Here is a 19,771-nt window from a genome sequence, read left to right on the forward strand (position 1 = left end):
CTGAGCGACGGGAGCCGAAAGGAGCCAACGCAGACACATGGGTGCTCGATGAGTCGTAAACAGCTGGCACGGTCCGGTGGCGATCTGAGCCGCCTCGGAACGGACGATACCGGTGCCACGATGCTCCACCTCGACATGGACTCATTCTTCGTGTCGGTGGAGCTTCTGAGCCGCCCGGAGTTACTGGGCCGTCCCGTCATCGTCGGTGGTCGCAGCGGGCGGGGAGTTGTGGTCTCGGCCAGCTATGAGGCGCGCGAGTTCGGTGTCCATGCGGCTATGCCCATGAGCCGGGCGATGACCCTCTGTCCCTTCGCCGAGGTGATCCCTCCTTCTCATGGCCTGTACTCCACGTATTCTCAGAAGGTCTTCGACCTGGTGGCTGAGGTGACTCCTGACTTTCAGCAGGTCAGCGTCGATGAAGCCTATATCGATGTGTCCGGAGCGGTGCGCAGATTGGGACCTCCCGTGCTGATCACCTCCGAGCTGCGATCAAGGATCGAAGCACAGACGGGACTGAGCGCATCGGTGGGCATCGCCGGCAGCCGCGTCGTTGCGAAGCTCGCGTCCACCCGCGCCAAGCCGCACGGGCAGCTGCTCGTCCCGCTGTCGGCAACTCGGGCGTTCCTCGATCCCATGCCGATCGAAGCGCTTCCGGGTGTGGGGGAGAAGACGAAGGATGGGTTCTACAAGTACGGCATTCGTCTGATCGGGGACTTGGCGGCGGTCGACGAAGCCTGGGCCGGTCGGGTCTTCGGCGCCCACGGTCATCATCTGTGGCGCAGCGCCCACGGGCTGGACACACATGGAATGGACCGGCAGGTCAAAGACCGGTCGATCAGTGCTGAGCACACCTTCAACGAAGACGTCTGGGATCTGAGTCAGCTTGAGCATGAGCTGCTGCGCTTGGCGGACAAGGTTGCGCACAGGATTCGAGCCGATGGCAAGGTCGCCACGACGCTGGGGATGAAGTACCGGCTCGCTGACTTCACGACACTGTCACGATCGATCACCCTCGATGCTCCGACCGACCTCGCCCGAGAGATCTATGAGGCGCTGCGGCCGGCCATGAGGAGCTTGCGCGAGCAGAAACCCAAGGGTGTGCGCCTGCTGGGTGTCCGCGCTGCCGGCCTGATGGACTTTGCGGTCAGCGGCAGGCAGGCGAGATTGGATGAGGCCGAACACTCGGGCAGGGAAGCTGAGGTTGCACTCGACGATGTGCGGAAGAAATTCGGAACCGCCGCGATCTCTCAGGCGTCTCTCCTCAAAGCGCGTCCTGACCACGAAAATACGGGCCCTGACCACGTTTAGGCTGTGAGGTGTCCCATAGTCTGAGGACGTAGTGAGAATCCGGGCTATGGGAGGGCCTCAAGATGTTTTTTCGGTGTTCAGAGACTATGATTGAGTCATCAGGCCAGAGTAAGGAAACGGGGGTTCGAGATGCCACTCTCCGATCACGAACAGCAGCTGCTCGATCAGTTGGAGAAGCAGCTGCGCAGTGAAGACCCACGTTTCGCACGCAATATTTCAGAAACCCAGGCAGCAGCCAATGGGCCAGGGTTCTCCGCGAAGCGATTCGTGGTGGGTATTCTGCTCACGCTGGTCGGCATCGCCGTGACGATCTTCGCCATCTATATGGTGGCGACCAGCACATGGTGGATCGCCCTCGGCGTTGTCGGATTCGGTTTTATGGTTGCCGGCATGTACTGGGCTTTCAGTCGCCCGCACCAGATCGGCGACAAGACGAAGTCCGCTCAGCCTTCGAACGGTCCTAAGACTGAAGCGAAGGGTCCGTCCGGTTTCATGGACCGGATCGAAGACCGGTGGGAGAAGCGCCAGCGCGGAGAATGATCCGCGCGGCGCTCAGGTGAGCCGCTCAGGTCTGTCCTTAACCAGGAGACCTGAAGCTCGCTCACCTTCGCATGCAGATGCCCTCCGATCTACCGCTGGGCACTCAGTCGCACACGAAATAAGCGTCCTCTTCGCAGAGGGCGCTTATTTCGTGTCCACTTACGCAATATCGCATCGACATACGCTCGACATGCGCAGACGCTCACGCATGCACCCCACAGCGTCAACGGGTCGCAAGCACGCCTCGGCCTCAACAGGACCGTGCCTGCCTACGTAGGCCGGCCACGCACCTCTCTCGGCGTAAGCAGTCGCTAGAGAATAGGTGCTGGAGCACAAATGTCTGCATCCCTTGGGGTCGGTCTCCCGATGATCTGTTGCACGCACCTGCAGAGGACAGTCCAGATGCCGCCTAATTGGGCTGGCCTTGAATGAACGCTGCCCCGGACGCGAATGGCATCCGGGGCAGCGACAGAGACGGCGCTATCAGCGTGGCGGGTTGAAGATACTGGCCGGCCAGATTCTGGCGGTAATCCGGCTCCCGGGAGAAGCGTTGTCCGCGAGATCTGTCCTGACCTCGTCGACGAGGGCACTGACCTCAGCTGGCGAGATGCTCCTCTTACTCGAACCGTAGCGTTGCGCTTCAAGGGCACCGACGAAAGCCGACAGAGCAGTGTCACGGTCAACACTGCCTGTTCCCGAAGGCGGAGCGGGACTGCGCAGGGCGGTGAAACCATCGGTGGAATCGCCTCGAGCGGCAGCCGCTGACGAGCCAAGTTCCCCGGAAGCATCGCCAGATTCATCGGGCCCGCGACTGGCTCTGCTGGCCAATACGAGTTCGTTGAATCGCAGTGTCCGACTGGGGTCGAGGCTCTGACCGTAATCGGTCGACAGTGCCCGCACCTCTGTCCAGACCTTTTCAAGCTGTTCAGGGTCCCTGGTGCGTCGGTGACGCAGGATGAGCCTCCACAGAGCGGGAATCGCTGCAAGCAGCAGGATCACCAGTAGGATCAGGCCTGCCCACAGGTACGTTCCGAGGTTCGCGTCGGCTGGTTCTGCTGCCGCACTCGTCTCAGTATCGGAACTCTCAGACTCAGCAGGCTCGGACTCCTCCGATCCGTCAGTGGGCTCTTCCGACGGTGATGAAGTCTCTTCGGAATCCTTCTCGGAGTCCTCTCCGGTGCTGCCGCTGGCCACCGTCCATTTCGGTGGGTCGCCAGCGGGACCGCCTGGAGTGGGCTCGAAGCGGACCCAGCCGGCTCCCTCGAAATACAGTTCCGGCCAGGCATGCGAATCCTGCATGGTGACCTCGTAGCCCTTGTCCTTCTCAGTGCCCTCGCCGAAGCCGACTCCGATACGGGCCGGAATCCCCATCGTCCGAGCCATGATCGTCATCGCCGATGAGAACTGAACACAGTAGCCCTTCTTATCGACGAGGAAGTCAGAGATCGCATCTCCGCTGGCTTTTTCGGGAGCATCCAGCGAATACTCGAAGTCACCGCCGCGGAAATATGCCTGGAGCAGTACGGCTGCTTCCCACTGGTTGTTCGCGTCCGCTGTGACCTTCTCCGCAGTCTCCTTCACGCTGCCAGGCAAGCTGTCCGGGACTTCGAGTTCCGTCTCGAAATCACCGGAGTTCACCGGTGCTGCGCTCCGCAGATCCTTCACGTCAGGATTGATGGAGAGATAATCCATCGAATAGTCCTGCCCACCGGACTTCTCACCATTGCCGACGACGGTCAAAGACTTCTCGTCATAGATCCAGCGCCGATCCAAACCGGTCGGCTGCTGCGGTGCGTACGGGGTCGGAAGGTATTGCTGATCGAATTTGTCAGTGACGGTGACGTCGATGCGCTCTTCGCTGTAGTTCTTCTCCCGCGGGAGTCCCTGAGGCCAGGGCAATCCCTCGTCCGCGATCGCGAATGGGTCGAGGGGGAACGGTGTCGGAGCCCATGATTGGCCGTCGAAGGAGTTGATCGAGGTCAGCCTGATCGGCTGCCCTTCGGACTCTGTGGTGGTGTAGTCGAAGAGGGGCGAATCGTCACGGTCACCGAGATCGGCACGCAGGTCGAGGAACGGGTTCGTGACAGTCAGGTCGCCCTTATCGTTTGCCGCACGGTCCGGCAGCGTCGGAACCTCAGGCAGCAGCACCGGAGCTCCGATGCCGATTGCGACCGCCACGGCACCGGCCACGGTCGCGGTCACGCCGCCGCGCCACTTCGCTGACGGGAAATATGGGCTGAGGATGAGGATGAGGAAGGCTGCCAGGATGGCGACGACGTGCCACCACTGCACCTGGACGGGAGCGAAGAAGACCGGGATCATCCACAGCACCAAGAGCAGAACACCGCTGACTTTGGGGGCTCTGAGGTCGGAGACGAGCCCGTCGATGAGGATGGTGATCAACGTGAACGCGATCGTCAGCATCGTGGTGAAGCCAGGTGTGCTGGGAGCTGGGGGAGTCGTTGCGTAGAGATCGCTGACTCCCGAGGACAGGAGGTCGATCACGGTGGTGAACGAAGCGCCGGTGGGCACGACGCCGAGCAGCAGCGTGCTCGGCGCACACAGCAAGAGAACTGCGATCACGCCCACGACGCACTGAGCGATGACAGCAGCTCCGGTGGCCCGAAGGACCGGGACGCTGCGGAAGATTGCGCCGACGACGACGATCAGGAGGATCGAAATGAGGACGGAGGGCAGCCACGCGAAGTCGGAGAAGACGGCGGAGAGTCCGATTGCGGCCAAGACCATGGCCACGAACACGGCACCGGCCTCGAGCCATGCCGGGGAGCTCCTCTCCGGGCGGTCCTGTGTATCGGGGTTCATCGCTTCACCCGCTTCGAATCGAATGCGGTCCATGATTCGGGCAGATCCTCGCTCAGTCCCACCATCGTCAAGTCAGCGATGTCGTCGAGGCTGCGGACGGTCACCGGAACGCGTCGAGAGAACTGGGCTGCCAGCTCTTTTCCGCGAGCGGCGTCGACGGCGCAGATGACGATGTGGTTGGGGTTGTCATGAGAGGGCAGTTGCATTTTGCCGGCCTCGACGAGGGCGGTGAGCAAACGCAGTCTGTCGATATCGCGCTTTCCTTTGAACCTGATCTGATGGCCGGGGGCGACGACGAAGACCTCATAGTCTGCCCGCAGGAAAGCTGTTCCAGCGGCAGCGGCAGCGGCCAGGAGGAACTCGATCTCCAACGCGTCAGGATGGCCCTCCTCTTCGCCCTTGAGGTCGACGACGATGAGTGCGTAGAGCGTCTCTTCGTCAGCTTCGTGTCGGACCATGAGTTCACCGGACTTCGCGGTGCTTGGCCAATGGACATGTCGGAGATCGTCTCCGGGGACGTATTCACGTGTATGGAAGTCCCGAGCTGTGTGGCCGGCACGTACCTTGCCGTCGTCCAACCGGGCCGGTCTGATCGCCGAGTCGGTGGGTATCCGCGCGGGAAGGATCGGAACCGAGACCGCTACAGGGTACCCGGCGATGACCTTCTTCTTCCGCGTCACCAGGCCGAAAGGACCAGAGACGGTGATCAGCACGGTTTCAACGCCGCTGAGACCACGACGGTTGGGAGTGAACGACGTCAGGACGGTCTGAGAGGCGCCGTGAGCCAGAGGAGGAACTTCTCCGACAGTGGAGTCACCGAACCCTTCGCCGGCCACGAAGCTGATGGTCGAGGACGGAATGGCTAGGCGCCCGGTGTTCGTCACCAGGGCTTCTACCTCAACCTCTTTGCCCTCATGGGCAAGCGGGTAGCGGTCTCTGGACTGAGGCAGTGCCACCGTGGGCAGTCCCGTACGCAGGGTGATCGAGACACGGCGCGTGCCCCAGGTGATCAGCAGCGCCGAGAGGATGACCAGTGCCAGAAGCAGAATCCCAGCAGGCAACAGCCCGGGGAGCGCAAACCGATAGGCGGTGATGATCAGTGCGACTCCGGCGAGGACGAAGATGATTCCTGAGGTGCTCAGACGCATGTGGTCACTGAACCGTCGAAATGGGCACTCGGGCCAGGAGCCGGCCGATCAGTTCTGCCGCCAGCTCGGAATCGTCACCATCGCGCGGGATGATCCGGTGAGCCAGGATGTAGGGAGCAAGAGCCTGAATGTCGTCCGGGGTCACGAAGGTTCGTCCCGACAGCGCGGCGCGAGCCTTAGCTGCCCGGAGGAGGTGAACGCCACCTCGCGGGGAGCAGCCGAGGAGGATGGCCTCGTCGTTGCGGCTGGCGTGGAGGATGGAGACGATGTATTCGCGCAGCTCTCGGGTTGCACTGACATGTCGGACGATTCCCCGGGCCTGATTGATCTGCTCGAGACTGGTCACCGGAGTCGCGCTGGAGAGCGGATCGTGTTCGATCTGGTTGTCGAGCAGGTCGATCTCGTCAGCAGTGGCGGGGTAGCCCAGGGAGATGCGAGTCATGAAGCGATCTCGCTGCGCCTCCGGAAGCGCGTACGTGCCTTCCATGTCGATCGGGTTCTGAGTGGCGACGACGATGAATGGCGAGGGCATCTGGTAAGTCTCACCGTCAATGGTGGCCTGACCCTCAGCCATGCACTCAAGCATCGCGGACTGAGTCTTGGGGGAGGCGCGGTTGATCTCATCGGCGATGACGATGTTGGCGAACACCGGCCCCTGCCGGAACTCGAAGTGCCTGGTCTCCTGATTGAACAGGTTCACACCGACGACGTCGGTCGGCAGCAGGTCGGGAGTGAACTGGATGCGCCTCACCGAACCATCGACGACCTTTCCCATGGCTCGTGCCAACAGAGTCTTTCCGACTCCGGGCACGTCCTCAAGGAGAACATGGCCCCCGGCGAGGAGCGCTACGAGTGACAGCCCGACTGCCTCGTCCTTGCCCTCGAGGACGGCATTCATCGCTGTGCGTGCCCGTGTGGTCAGTTGCTGAACCCATTCGATGTGCTCGGCACCGATCACGGAATTGGTCTGAGTACCTTCTTGGCTGATCGACATGCTCCCATTGTCCCCTATCCCGTCTCCTGCATCCACATAGGCATCGCCCGACCTTTTAGGCCGTTATCGATCAGCTTCCCCGCCTGCGTCCGAGCGGCCGAGTGATTCCGGCGCCCCTCCTGCAGAACCGGGCATTCAGAACCGGGTACTTAGGGGCCGAGCAGCAACGTGCCGGCCTTGCCGTGCACGCGACCCCCACATCCGACGCCACTTTGCTCCCCACCGTCTTCCACGCAGCACTCCCCACTTCACTCCCCACTTTGCTCCACCCGCGGTCTCCACTTTCCTCCCCACTTTCCTCCCCGAGTGGCCGCACACATCGGTTTTCCGCGCGAAATCAGGGACCTGGACCCCTGTTGGGTCCTGCGGTGGTCGGGCGATCAGGGCTGCGAAGCATCGGAATACGAGCCTCACAGACCATCTTCGACGCGCCGTTCGGAAATTTTCCCCACTTTCCTCCACCTATCTGACCTGGGGTTATATAGGTCAAATAGGTGTCGGACTAGTGAAGTACTAGATTGCGTGGAGGGAAGTGGAGTACTGTGGTTCCTATCGGAGCCAATTGGGTTTCGAAAGGGGTGAGACGACATGTTCTTGGGCACTCATTTGCAGAAGCTCGACGACAAAGGTCGCCTCATCCTGCCCGCAAAGTTCCGGGAGGAGCTTTCGCCCGGTCTCGTATTGACCCGTGGACAGGAGAACTGCCTCACCCTGTTCCCCACCACGGAGTTCGAAGCCGAGCACGAGCGAATCCAGAACGCGCCGAAGACGAATAAGGAAGCTCGCGATTACCAGCGTGTCTTCCTGTCGGCGGCTTTTGCGGATCAGCCGGACAAACAGGGACGCATCACGGTCCCGAACATATTGCGGCAGTACGCATCACTTGATCGGGAAGTTGCAGTGATCGGCATGGGCAACCGCGTCGAGATCTGGGATTCGCCGACATGGGATAACTACCTGGTCGGCGCTCAGCAGGCATTCGCTGAACGTGAGAACGAGGTGATCCCCGGAGTGATCTGATTCTGCTCGGGTTTGATCCTTGCCCGCCGTGTTCGAGTTTCGGGGAACTTCCCCGTTTCCGAAGCTCGGCAGTCCTGACACACTTCCCCGGTGCCAGGGCCACGGCGGACAAGGTTCTGGCTCCAGCAGTTCACCCCCCACGACGACCACCCACGAAGGACTCACCTATGAACGATCAGCATGTACCGGTGCTCCTGGAGCGCGTGGTCGAGCTCATCGGGGTCGGAGTCCAGGCCGCCAGGGACAACGGACACCCACCGATCGTCGTGGACGGAACCCTGGGAATGGGCGGGCACTCGGAAGCCATCCTCACCGCTTTCCCCGATGTCCACCTCATCGGCGTCGATCGCGACACCCAAGCCATCGACATCGCCACGAAGCGACTCGCTCCCTACTCTGACCGCATCGACATCGTCCATGCCGTCGACGACGAGATTCCAGAGATCCTTGACGACCTCGGCGTCGATCACATCAGCGCCGTCCTGCTCGACCTCGGAGTATCGTCCCTGCAGCTCGACGAGGACGAACGAGGATTCTCCTACTCCCGGCCCGCACCCTTGGACATGAGGATGGATCGAACCCAGACCCTCACCGCCGCCGAGGTGCTGGCCACCTATTCCGAAACTGAACTGCGTCGCATCCTCCGTGAGTACGGCGAAGAGAAGATGGCGGGGCGGATCGCGAAGATCATCGTCACCGACCGTGAGGAAACCCCGTGGGAGACCTCGCAGCAGCTTGCGGCGATGTTGGGGCGGGTGCTTCCTCAGACGAAGAAGAAGTCACACCCGGCGAAGCGGACTTTCCAGGCGCTGCGCATCGAGGTCAACGATGAGCTCGGTGTGCTGCGGACGGCGCTGCCAGCGGCATTGCAGGCGCTGCACATCGGGGGAGTGGCGGTCATCGAGTCGTACCAGTCCCTCGAGGACACGATCGTGAAGAAGATCTTCCGCACCGCAACCACCACCTCGGCGCCGCCGGACATGCCGGTGGTTCCTGAGGAGCTCCAACCGTGGTTGACCGAAATCATTCGCGGGGCCGAACAGGCCGACAGTGACGAAGCAGACAACAACCCTCGCGCCAAGAGCGTGCGACTGCGTGCAGTACAGAAGATCAGGGAGGCAAGATCGTGAGGAACGCTCAAGCGGCCGTCCGCCAACCCCGCGTCACCGAACGGACGCGGCGCCTCGAAGAGTCCGTCAGCAGGCCAGGTCCACCGCGGCTCAAACTGCTGAAGTTCGAGCTGCCGAAAGCCAGGGTCCCGTTCTCGATGCTGTGTGTGGCGATCCTCGTGGCCACCCTCGTCGCAGTTCTTCTGCTCAACATCTTCATCTCCCACACCTCGTATCAGATCGACCAGCTGAACTCCGAGAAGGAACAGCTGGCCGAGCAGAAGGATCGACTGGTCGAAGACAATTCGTACCGCGAATCTCCGCAGAACATCTCGATCGCGGCCGAGGAACTCGGACTGGTCCGAGACTCCTCGCCCGAGTTCCTCGATGCGAAGACCGGGAAGATCATCGATGCGCCCCCGATCGACGTCAGCGGAGAAAAGAAGCCGACAGTTGTCCCCGGCCCGCGTGCCAATACCCGCGAAGACCTCCGTCCCAATCTACGATCGGATGAGAAGCTGCCAGTAGTCGGTGGCAGCCCCAGCAAGGACATCGCGCCACCGGCTCAGGACGCTCCGAAATAAGGCGAGTCCGACAGCCGCACGCCGACCAGCAAGGACCAAGGACAGTGCAATGGGCCCACGAGCCACTCGGGTGAAGAACAAAGGCGGACGAGGCAAGCCCAACCTGCGCATGCGGATGGCACTGATCGCTGCTCTGTCCATCCTCGTTCTCCTCGTCACCTCGGGACGACTGATCTCGATCCAGGGCATGGATTCGATGAAGCTGGCCGAGAAGGCACTGTCCAACCGTCTCGTCACCAAGACCCTTCCTGCCGCACGAGGTCAGATCCTGGCCTCGGACGGCACGGTCCTCGCTGACAGCGTCTCCAGGTATCAGGTCGTCGTAGACCAGCAGAACGTGGCCCAGTACAAAGTCGACGGAAAACTCGTCGGTGCCTGGGGAGCTGCAGAAGCCCTGGCCAAACCGCTCGACACCGACCCGGGGCTGCTGTACCCGAAGCTCGTCGGTGACAAACGCTGGAACCCTGTGGCCAAGGGGCTCACCTCCGAGACCTGGCGTGCCGTGAAGAAACTGAACATCCTCGGCATCTCCGCCGAAGAATATGCCGTACGTTCCTACCCCTCAGGCGCCGTGGCCGGGAACCTGGTGGGCTTCCTCAGCTCCGACGGCCAGCCCCAGGCGGGCCTGGAGATGGCCTACGACAAGCAGCTGAGCGGACGCGACGGTCAACAGCAGTACGAACGTGGTGCCCGGGGTGAGATCATCCCTCTCGGCGAAAACAACACACGAAATGCAGTCGATGGCGAAGGTCTGCAGACGACGATCGATCCGGCGCTGCAGTACTACGCCCAGCAGGCGGCCGAAGAACAGCGGAAGAAGCACGAGGCCGAATCGGCCTCGATCGTCATCAAGGACATCAAAACCGGCAAGGTGATCACCGCCGCAGACGCACCCAGCGTGGATCCCAACTCACCGGGCAAGGTCGGCGGCACCGACCGCGGATCGCGCATCTTCACCGACGTCTTCGAGCCCGGCTCGACCGCCAAGATGGTCACAGCTGCCGCGCTGCTCGATCAGGGACTCGTCACTCCAGAACAGGAATTCACCGTTCCGGACAAATGGAAGGCACCCAACGGAGAAGAGTTCCGGGACTCGCACCCACACCCTGATGAGAAGCTCACCTTCGCGGGGATCCTGGCCCAGTCTTCGAACACCGGAACCATTCTGGCCGGAAACAAGCTCAACGAAGAGCAGCGCTACGGCTACATGAAGAAGTTCGGCTTTGGATCGACCACGGGCATCGGCTTCCCCGCCGAGACGGCCGGCATCCTCCATCCCTACAAGGAGTGGGACGGGCGCACCAAGTACACGGTGATGTTCGGTCAGGGCGTGGCCGCGAATGCCCTTCAGACCACCGACGTCATTGCGACCATCGCCAACGGCGGAGTCCACATCCCCTCGACGCTCATCGACGGAACGGTCTCACCCTCAGGCAAGACGATCCCGAGCCCGGCTGAGGAACCTCAGCGCGTCATCAGCAAGAAAGCCGCTGACCAGACCCTGTCTATGCTCGAAGGCGTCGTCGCCGAAGGCACCGGAAAGTCGGCGCAGGTCTCCGGCTACAGGGTGGCCGGAAAGACAGGCACCGCGCAGGCGCCGGCTGCGGAAGGCGGCGGCTACGACGGCTACACTGCATCGTTCGTCGGTGTCCTTCCCGCCGAGGATCCGCAGATCGCGATCTCCGTGACGTTGCAGCGGCCCCGAAACGGCTATTACGGTGGAAGCGCCGCCGCACCAGTCTTCTCCGACGTCGCCGGCTTCACCATGCGCCACCTCAAGATCCCACCGTCGACCGCAGATCCCCAGCTACCTGCTCGAGAATGGAAATAATGCGTATCTCACAGCTGCTGCCGGCAGCACCCGGAACCATCCACGGAAATCCCGACCGCGAAGTCGGGGGAGTCTCCCATGATTCGCGCACGGTAGCGCCGGAACAGCTCTATGCCGCGCTGCCTGGAGCGAACGTCCACGGCGCGAAATTCGCCCCCGACCTCATCGCACGCGGGATCACTGCGATCCTCACCGATGCGACCGGCTGGGACATGATCACCGAAAACGTCGACCCGCAGTCCCTCGCCGAGGTGACCGGGCTGATCGTGGAGCACCCGCGGTCAGTTCTGGGCTACGTTTCGGCCGCTGTGTACGGCACCTCGGGCAGCCCTCAGCTGATCGGTGTGACCGGTACCAACGGGAAGACGACGACCACCTACCTTGTGGACGGAATGCTTGAGGCTCTCGGACATCGCACAGGTGTCATCGGCACCGTGGCGACGCTGATCGCCGGCGTGACCGAGCCGAGCGTGCGCACGACTCCGGAAGCCCCTGAGCTGCATGCCCTGTTCGCGAAGATGCGCTCCGCTGATGTCGATACCTGCGCGATGGAGGTGTCCTCACATGCGCTGAGTCAGCATCGGGTCGACGGCGCCCACTTCGTTGTCTCAGGTTTCACGAACCTCTCGCAGGACCACCTCGACTTCCACAACTCGATGGACGAATACTTCGGAGTCAAGGCCGAACTGTTCACCCGAGCCTTCTCCGACACTGCTGTCATCGTCGTGGAAGACAAGTGGGGCGAGAAGATGGTGGAGGCGGCACAGGTGCCGGTGCGCACGCTGGGACGCGACGATCGCAGTGAATGGAGGATCGAGCACACTCCAGGAGAATCCGACTTCATCCTCCACCTCGGCGGAACCGGAGAAGACGGACCTGAGGATGACGGGATCGCACTGCGATCCCCGCTGCCGGGCGATTTCAACGTCACGAACACCGCACTGGCCGCAGCCATGCTGCTGGAAGCTGGAATCTCAGCCACAGATCTCAACGCCATCGGTCGGACCTTCACCGCCTCGGTCCCCGGACGCATGGAGATCATCGACGTCAGCGGCCCACGTGCCGAGGGCCAATCGCATCCCGAGCATCTGCCGCGTGCAATCGTCGACTACTCACACACTCCCGATGCGATCGAGAAGGCACTGCAGTCGCTGCACGCCGACAGTGATGAACTCGTCATCGTCTTCGGCGCCGGCGGCGATCGTGACAGGGGAAAGCGATTCGGAATGGGTCAAGCGGCCGCTCGGGGAGCCGACGTAATCGTGCTCACCGACGACAATCCGCGCACCGAGGATCCGGAATCGATCAGAGCCGCCATCAAAGAGGGCATTGAGGCGGAGATCTCAACCGGAGGCGTACGTGTGAAGAAAGTCATTGAAGTGGCCGAACGAGGCGCCGCCATCGACGAAGCCATCGCCGCTGCCGGAGCCTCCACAACCGTGCTGATCGCAGGGAAGGGACACGAAACCGGACAGTCCGCCGGTGGGACAGTAACCGACTTCGACGACCGTTCAAGGACACGCTCGGCGCTGCGAGCGCGACTTGACGGTGTACAAACAGGTAAAGTTCACAGTTGATATGAAGCGACTGAGTGCAGCCGAAATAGCAACCGCCGTCTCCGGCGAGTTGTACGGCGTAGACCCCGAGACCAAATTGTCCGCCGGAGTGGTAACCGATTCGAGAGAAGTCGGACCCGGCGATATCTACGTTGCCCGCCGAGGTGAGTCCTTCGACGGCATCGAATTCGCAGCAGCAGCCGTGGAGGCAGGCGCAGCGCTGATTATCGGCGAATCCGTTCCCACCCTCGACGATGCGACCCTGCCGACCGTCCTCGTCTCCGATGCCACCGAAGCACTTGGCCAGCTGGCCAAGTGCAACATCGAGGCACTGCGTGAGGTCGGAGAGATCACGGTCATCGCGATCACCGGTTCGGTCGGCAAAACCACTGTGAAGGACCTCGCCGCCGATCTGCTCGCCGGTGAAGCCGAGACCGTGTGGCCGCCCAACTCCTACAACAATGAGGTCGGAGTGCCGTTGACGGCACTGCGGGCGGGGGAGTCCACCCGCTTCCTGGTCCTGGAGATGGGTGCCCGTTCCATCGGCAACCTCGCTTACCTCACCAGCCTCGTTCGCCCCGACATTGCTGTCGAACTCGCTGTCGGCACCGCTCACTCGGGCGTCTTCGGCTCGATCGAGAACACAGCACGTGCCAAGGCCGAGCTCGTCGAATCCCTCACCGCGGGATCCGTCGCGATCCTCAACGCCGACGACTCTCGAGTCGCAGGGATGCGCGAGGTGCTCTCGCCCGAGGTCGACACCCTGTGGTTCTCACAGCGGGAATCACTGCCTGAATGGGTCGCGGAGGAGGACTCCGTTGTTCGCGGAACCGGAGTCACGACCGACGCTTCCGGGCACGCAGCCTTCTCACTGGACCTGCCTGGCGAGGAGCCACAGGACGTCCGACTGGCTCTGATCGGCGAACACCATGTGGGCAATGCCCTCGCCTCCGCAGCCATCGCCCACGCCTGCGGGGTGGGAGTGAAGTCCATCGTGACCACACTCTCAACCTCCTCGGCTGCGAGCCGTTGGCGCATGGAGCTCATCGACTCCCCATCCGGCGTGACCGTGCTCAACGACGCCTATAACGCGAACCCCGAATCGATGCGCGCTTCTCTGAAGACGCTGGCATCGATGGGTCGCGGCGACGAAGACAGCCGACCACGTCGGACATTCGCCGTTCTCGGCGAAATGTTGGAGCTCGGCGACGAATCGATCTCCGCCCACTCCGACATCGGCGAACTCGTCGTGCGACTGAACATCACTCGCACCATCGTCGTCGGTGAGGGAGCAAAACCCATTTTCAACGCCGCGAACCTCGAAGGTTCATGGGGTAACGAAGCGGCTTGGGTTCCGACCGCAGCCGAAGCGAAGGACCTGCTGAGTGCGGAATTGGCACCCGGGGACATCGTCTTGTTCAAGTCCTCCAGAGATGCTGGTCTGCGCTATCTCGGAGATGAAATCGCCGGTGTCTCGGGGGCCCAATGATTGCCGTACTGCTCGCCGCCTGCCTGGCACTGATCCTGTCGCTGGTCGGCACACCGCTGTTCATCCGTGTCCTGGTCAAACGAGGCTACGGCCAGTTCGTCCGTGATGACGGACCGACGTCTCACGCCACGAAGCGCGGCACACCGACCATGGGCGGCGTCGTCATCATCGGTGCTGCCATCCTCGCCTACCTGCTCGGGCACCTGTTCACCGGTTCCGTGCCCACCGCGTCCGGTCTCCTCGTTCTCTGGCTGGCCGCAGGGCTCGGCGTGGTCGGCTTCCTCGACGACTTCATCAAGATCAGGAAGCAGCGTTCCCTCGGCCTGCGACCGGTGCCCAAGCTCCTCGGTCAGGGCTTCGTCGGGATCTCCTTCGCGGTTTTGGCACTGCAGTTCCCGAACTCCTTCGGTGAGACTCCGGCGTCGACGAAGGTGTCCTTCATCCGTGACACCAACCTCGACCTGGCCTTCGGCTCCGCAGTGCTGGGTCTCATCCTGTTCGTCATCTGGGCCAACCTCATCGTCACCGCAGTCTCCAACGCGGTGAACCTGACCGACGGACTCGACGGATTGGCCGCCGGTGCTTCTGTGGTCGTCTTCGCCGCCTATGTCGTCATCGGCACATGGCAGTCGACCCAGAACTGCAACCTGATGACAGACGCGACCAACGCCTGCTATTACATGCGCGATCCCCGTGACCTCGCAATGGTCGCAGGAGCGATGGCGGCAGCCTGCTTCGGCTTCCTCTGGTTCAACACCTCGCCCGCGAAGATCTTCATGGGCGACACCGGCTCCCTGGCCATCGGCGGCGCAATCGCCGGTCTCGCGATCATGTCCCGGACCGAGCTCCTGCTCGTCGTCCTCGGCGGTCTCTTCGTCATCATCACTCTGTCCGTGATCATCCAAGTGATTTCGTTCAAGACCACCGGCAAACGTGTCTTCCGGATGGCTCCGCTCCAACATCACTTCGAACTCAAGGGGTGGGCCGAAGTCACGATCGTAGTGCGCTTCTGGATCATCGCCGCGCTCTTCGTCGTCGCCGCAATCTGTCTCTTCTACGCCGAATGGGTGTCTCGCGTTGGCTGAGAATCCTGTGACTGACTATCCCAACGCCGAGGCGATCCCGGCAGCACTCGTGGGTCCGAGCTCGTCCTTGGACGGGCTGTCGATCCTGGTCACCGGTCTCGGTGTGACAGGGTTCCCCGCAGCGGTTCATCTCGGTGAGCGGGGTGCCGACGTGATCGTCGTCGACGGTGATGATCAGGCGGATGTCAGCGAGAAGGCTCAGATCCTCGAGGTCTTCGACGTCGACATCCGCCGCGGAGCGGAGCATGTCACGCACCTGCCCGAGCAGCCGCTCGATCTGGTTGTCACGTCTCCTGGTTGGCGTCCCGATCATTCGCTGCTCGTGGCTGCCGCCGAGGCTGGCGTACCCGTCATCGGCGAGGTCGAATTGGCATGGCGGATCCGTGGCACCAACGATGCCAAATGGCTGGCCATCACCGGCACCAATGGCAAGACGACGACCACGACGATGCTCGAATCTATGCTCCTGGCCGATGGGCTCAAGGCCAAGGCCTGCGGCAACATCGGTGCACCGCTCCTCGAAGCCGTGCTCGAACCAGGACTCGAAGTGCTGGCGATCGAACTCTCGAGCTTCCAGCTGCACTGGCAGTATTCACTGAGCGCCGATGCCGCCGCTGTGCTCAACATCGCCCCCGATCATCTGGATTGGCACGGCAGCGCCGACGCCTACGAGGCCGACAAGGCCAAGATCTATCACCAGGCCAAGACCGCGTGCATCTACAACGTCGCCGACGAGGTGACCCTGCACATGGTCGAAGAGGCTGACGTAGTCGAGGGCGCCAAGGCCATCGGCTTCACCACAGGCATCCCACGGCCGGGAGAGCTGGGTGTCGTCGAGGACATGCTGGTCGACCGTGCCTTCATTACGCAGCGTTACTCCTCGGCCGCCGAGCTCGCCTCGGTCGACGACGTGGCCGCGGCCACGGGAGTTGCTGGCCGTGCACCGGCGGACCACCAAGTCTCGAATGCACTCGCCGCCGCCGCTCTGGCCCGCAGCATCGGTGTTCCTGGTCAAGCGATCTCCCAAGGCCTGAAGAACCATTCGCTCGGTGCTCACCGCATGGTCACCGTAGCTGAAAGCAATGGTGTCAGCTGGGTTGATGATTCGAAGGCGACGAACACGCACGCGGCAAACGCCTCACTCGGCAGTTTCGACTCGATAGTCTGGATCGCCGGGGGACTGCCCAAGGGGGCAGACTTCACGTCGCTGTTCGCCGATCACGGCCACCGACTCCGAGCACTCGTACTCATCGGGGCAGACGACGCTGCCTTCCGCGAAGCCATTGCCGCGACAGTTCCAGATCTCGAAGTGATTCGGATAGAACCTGCACTCGCAGTGGATTCCGGCGTCCCTCGCCGTCGCGGTGAAGCAGTGGTCGCTGCCGCAGTCGAAGCCGCTGCAGGCATTGCCCAGGCCGGAGATACCGTACTGCTGGCACCCGCAGCAGCAAGCATGGACCAGTTCCTCAATTACAACACTCGGGGTGAACTCTTCACTCAGGCTGTCCACGCTCACCTGGGGAACTGACATGGGTCGGCAGGCAAGTGCGAAATCTCAGTCACGCCGTCGTCCCAGCTCGAGCAGGTCGGCCGAGCCGGCTGTGGCCCGGGCAGGAGACACGAAGGCCGCAGCTAAGAAGGCCGCCACAAAGCCGAACCCAACAAAGCCGACCGCAGCGAAGTCGAGTGCAACAAAACCGAACACAGCGAAGCCGAGCGCAAAGTCGCCCGCCATGAAGAAGTCGCCGACCGCCAAGAAGTCGACAACCTCACACCTTGTCGGGGCGAAGGCTGTTGCCGGTAAATCAGCCGGTTCGAAGACCGCCGCTGTTAAGAACCGGACCGCAGCGAAGAAGACCAGCAGCGCGCACAAGACCGCCAGTGCGCAGAAGACCACCGGCACGGAAACAGCCTCCGGCACTCATGATCAGCCGCGAGCAGGGAGCACCCGGGCCGCGCTGTCCTGGGCGCGTCGTGAATTCGCTCGCGTCTCTGCCTACCCGCTTACGACCTACTATCTGATTCTGGTCTCAGTCCTCGCCCTGACGTCACTTGGTCTCGTCATGGTCCTCTCCGCGTCCTCGATCACCTCCTATGACGGGGGCGAAGGATCATCTTTTGCCTACTTCAATAAGCAGGCGGGCTTCGTCACGATGGGTATCGTCCTTATGCTCGCGGCCTCGTTCTTCCCGCTGCATTGGTGGCGCAAGTTGGCATGGCCCGCGCTGCTGCTCGGCGTTTTCATGCAGGCTGCTGTGTTCCTCCCGGGTGTCGGCAAGTCGACGAAGGGCAACGCCAACTGGATCCAATTCGGAGGGTTCCAGCTCCAGCCTTCAGAGTTTCTCAAGATTGCGCTGGCCGTCTGGCTGGGTGCCGTGCTGGCCAGCAAATACGGAAAGATGACCACCTTCGGGCACGCGATGATGCCGGTCGTCCCAGGCATCATCCTCGCAGTGGGTCTCGTCGTCGGCGGCAATGACCTCGGCACGGGCCTGGTGCTCATGGCCATGGCCCTGGTCTGTCTGTTCATCGGCTTCTTCCCGTGGAAGTACTTCCTCCTGCTCTTCGGCTCTCTGGGCGGTGTCGCGCTATTCTTCGTCTTAAGCTCGCAGAACCGGCTCGCACGCATCACCTCAGCGCTCACCGGCCATGCGGACCAGACCGCGTCCGACGTCACCGGCTCGGCTTGGCAGTCCAATCATGGCCTGTTCTCCTTGGCTTCTGGAGGCTGGCTCGGTGTGGGCCTCGGTGCCAGCCGTGAGAAGTGGTCGTGGCTGCCCGAGGCCCATAACGACTTCATCTTCGCCATCATCGGCGAGGAACTCGGGCTGCTCGGGTCCTTGGCTGTGATCCTGATGTTCGTGGCTCTTGCCTGCGGAATGGTCCGAGTGATCCTGCGCTCGAAATCCAGGTTCATCCAGATCGCCACGGCCGGACTCTTCGCCTGGCTGATCGGCCAAGCAGCCATCAATATCTGTGTCGTGACCGGACTTCTGCCGGTCATCGGCCTGCCCCTGCCTTTTGTGTCCTACGGCGGCTCCTCCATCATCGCGTCACTGCTCGCGGTCGGGGTGATCCTGTCCTTCGCACGCACCGAGGACGGAGCTCCTGCTGCGATCAAGGTGCACAGGGACCGTGTGAGATCTTCGTTCGCCGTACTGGCCAGAAAGAGAAAGAAGTGAGATGACGAGCATTCTTCTTGCCGGTGGAGGCACCACCGGCCATATTTCGCCCATGTTGGCAATCGGTCGAGAGCTGCGTGCACTCCATCCTGACTGGGACGTAATCGCCCTCGGAACCGCAGACGGGCTAGAAGCCGATATCGTTCCGAAGGCCGGCTTCGAACTCCTCACCATCGATAAGGTCCCAATGCCGCGTTCGATCAGTCCCGCCGCGCTGAAGTTCCCGAAACGATTCGCCGCCAACATCTCACACGTCAAAGCGATCATCGCCGAGCGCGACGTCAAGGCCGTCGTCGGAGTCGGCGGATATGTCTGCCCACCGGCCTTCATCGCAGCCAAACAGGCGAAGATCCCTCTGCTTGTCCACGAAGCCAACGCGAAGCCCGGAATGGCGAACCGCCTCGGCGCCGTCCTGACGAAACCGGGAATGGTCGGGGTCACCTTCCCCGATACGAAGCTGCGCAACTCCGAGTTGGTCGGCATGCCGATGCCCACGGAGATCTCCTCACTCGACCGCAGCGACGCCGCCCAGCGACAGGCATGGCGACAGGACCTCGGCCTCAGCGACGACAAACCAGTCCTTGTGGTGACCGGCGGATCGTCTGGAGCACAGCGCATCAACGACGCCTTCCTCGCCGCAGCACCGCTGTGCCAGGAGAACGGGGTGCAGGTGCTGCACATCACCGGTGCCGGCAAAGATGATGCTCTGCGTGAGGCAGCGGCCCAGCTGCCCGATTACCACGTCGTCGACTACGTCGACGGAATGCACAGGGCCTATGCGGTCGCGGACCTGCTCGTGGCTCGTTCCGGGGCCGCGACCGTGTCTGAAGCCACCGTCGTCGGTGTTCCCGCCCTCTACGTTCCGCTGGCCATCGGCAACGGTGAACAGCGGCTCAACGCGGCTGGCAGCGTCAGAGCCGGAGCCTCTATGCTCGTCGACAACGCGGACTTCAACGCGTCGACCGTGACAGACAAGATCCTGCCCCTGGTGACCGACCGCGCGCGCCTGGACGCCATGAGCGCAGCAGCCCTTGATCTGCAATATCCGACCACTGCCGCCAGCACCATGGCCACCATCGTCACTCGCGCTCTGAGAGGTTGA

General features: G+C 62.3%; 16 protein-coding genes. 12 read left to right on the forward strand and 4 right to left on the reverse strand.

Going from position 1 to position 19,771, the window contains the following annotated elements; all coding sequences use genetic code 11:
* Nucleotides 1-48: 48 nt before the first annotated feature.
* Entirely contained in the window at nt 49-1,308 is a 1,260-nt protein-coding gene (gene dinB / locus INT29_RS00275) for a DNA polymerase IV (protein WP_101570457.1), read from the forward strand.
* A gap of 129 nt (nt 1,309-1,437) precedes the next feature.
* Entirely contained in the window at nt 1,438-1,848 is a 411-nt protein-coding gene (locus INT29_RS00280; protein ID WP_193070402.1) for a DUF3040 domain-containing protein, read from the forward strand.
* Nucleotides 1,849-2,331: 483 nt separating this feature from the next.
* Here INT29_RS00280 and INT29_RS00285 read toward each other — a convergent pair whose 3' ends face one another.
* From INT29_RS00285 to INT29_RS00295, 3 genes are read right to left on the reverse strand one after another with little or no spacing between them, the layout of a single operon-like run.
* Complete coding sequence (locus tag INT29_RS00285; protein WP_101570455.1) at nt 2,332-4,704, reverse strand: transglutaminaseTgpA domain-containing protein; 2,373 nt, start codon at nt 4,702-4,704, stop codon at nt 2,332-2,334.
* Entirely contained in the window at nt 4,668-5,819 is a 1,152-nt protein-coding gene (locus tag INT29_RS00290) for a DUF58 domain-containing protein (protein ID WP_101570454.1), read from the reverse strand. Before INT29_RS00290 ends, INT29_RS00285 begins: the two co-directional genes overlap by 37 nt.
* A 4-nt stretch (nt 5,820-5,823) precedes the next feature.
* A complete protein-coding gene (locus tag INT29_RS00295; RefSeq protein WP_101570453.1) occupies nt 5,824-6,813 on the reverse strand; it encodes an AAA family ATPase in 990 nt (329 codons plus the stop codon).
* 588 nt (nt 6,814-7,401) lie between these two features.
* Here INT29_RS00295 and mraZ point away from each other — a divergent pair.
* From mraZ to murD, 8 genes are all read left to right on the forward strand, one after another.
* Nucleotides 7,402-7,833 carry a division/cell wall cluster transcriptional repressor MraZ gene (mraZ, locus tag INT29_RS00300; protein WP_009883133.1) on the forward strand — a complete coding sequence of 144 codons (432 nt, stop codon included), beginning with the start codon at nt 7,402-7,404 and terminating at the stop codon, nt 7,831-7,833.
* 167 nt (nt 7,834-8,000) lie between these two features.
* The gene (gene rsmH, locus INT29_RS00305) at nt 8,001-8,963 is read left to right on the forward strand and encodes a 16S rRNA (cytosine(1402)-N(4))-methyltransferase RsmH (RefSeq protein WP_101570452.1); all 963 of its coding nucleotides are present in this window, start codon (nt 8,001-8,003) and stop codon (nt 8,961-8,963) included.
* Nucleotides 8,960-9,526 (forward strand): hypothetical protein, encoded by a 567-nt coding sequence (locus tag INT29_RS00310; protein ID WP_101570451.1) that lies wholly within the window; start codon nt 8,960-8,962, stop codon nt 9,524-9,526. Before rsmH ends, INT29_RS00310 begins: the two co-directional genes overlap by 4 nt.
* A 49-nt stretch (nt 9,527-9,575) precedes the next feature.
* Nucleotides 9,576-11,357 carry a peptidoglycan D,D-transpeptidase FtsI family protein gene (locus tag INT29_RS00315; protein ID WP_193070403.1) on the forward strand — a complete coding sequence of 594 codons (1,782 nt, stop codon included), beginning with the start codon at nt 9,576-9,578 and terminating at the stop codon, nt 11,355-11,357.
* The gene (locus tag INT29_RS00320; protein WP_101570449.1) at nt 11,357-12,934 is read left to right on the forward strand and encodes a UDP-N-acetylmuramoyl-L-alanyl-D-glutamate--2,6-diaminopimelate ligase; all 1,578 of its coding nucleotides are present in this window, start codon (nt 11,357-11,359) and stop codon (nt 12,932-12,934) included. The genes INT29_RS00315 and INT29_RS00320 overlap by 1 nt, the downstream gene beginning before the upstream one ends.
* 1 nt (nt 12,935) lies before the next feature.
* The gene (locus INT29_RS00325; protein WP_101570448.1) at nt 12,936-14,402 is read left to right on the forward strand and encodes a UDP-N-acetylmuramoyl-tripeptide--D-alanyl-D-alanine ligase; all 1,467 of its coding nucleotides are present in this window, start codon (nt 12,936-12,938) and stop codon (nt 14,400-14,402) included.
* The gene (gene mraY / locus INT29_RS00330; RefSeq protein WP_101570447.1) at nt 14,399-15,487 is read left to right on the forward strand and encodes a phospho-N-acetylmuramoyl-pentapeptide-transferase; all 1,089 of its coding nucleotides are present in this window, start codon (nt 14,399-14,401) and stop codon (nt 15,485-15,487) included. The genes INT29_RS00325 and mraY overlap by 4 nt, the downstream gene beginning before the upstream one ends.
* 7 nt (nt 15,488-15,494) lie before the next feature.
* Entirely contained in the window at nt 15,495-17,015 is a 1,521-nt protein-coding gene (murD, locus tag INT29_RS00335; RefSeq protein ID WP_319020807.1) for a UDP-N-acetylmuramoyl-L-alanine--D-glutamate ligase, read from the forward strand.
* A 27-nt stretch (nt 17,016-17,042) separates the two neighbouring features.
* Here murD and INT29_RS19940 read toward each other — a convergent pair whose 3' ends face one another.
* Nucleotides 17,043-17,243, reverse strand: a complete 201-nt coding sequence (locus INT29_RS19940) for a hypothetical protein (RefSeq protein WP_226841559.1) — start codon at nt 17,241-17,243, stop codon at nt 17,043-17,045.
* Here INT29_RS19940 and ftsW point away from each other — a divergent pair.
* Nucleotides 17,221-18,669 (forward strand): putative lipid II flippase FtsW, encoded by a 1,449-nt coding sequence (gene ftsW / locus INT29_RS00340; RefSeq protein WP_226841520.1) that lies wholly within the window; start codon nt 17,221-17,223, stop codon nt 18,667-18,669. The genes INT29_RS19940 and ftsW overlap by 23 nt on opposite strands.
* Before the next feature lies 1 nt (nt 18,670).
* The gene (locus tag INT29_RS00345) at nt 18,671-19,771 is read left to right on the forward strand and encodes a UDP-N-acetylglucosamine--N-acetylmuramyl-(pentapeptide) pyrophosphoryl-undecaprenol N-acetylglucosamine transferase (protein WP_193070406.1); all 1,101 of its coding nucleotides are present in this window, start codon (nt 18,671-18,673) and stop codon (nt 19,769-19,771) included.

The organism is Brevibacterium sp. FME37, assembly GCF_014897485.1.
Classification (GTDB): domain Bacteria; phylum Actinomycetota; class Actinomycetes; order Actinomycetales; family Brevibacteriaceae; genus Brevibacterium.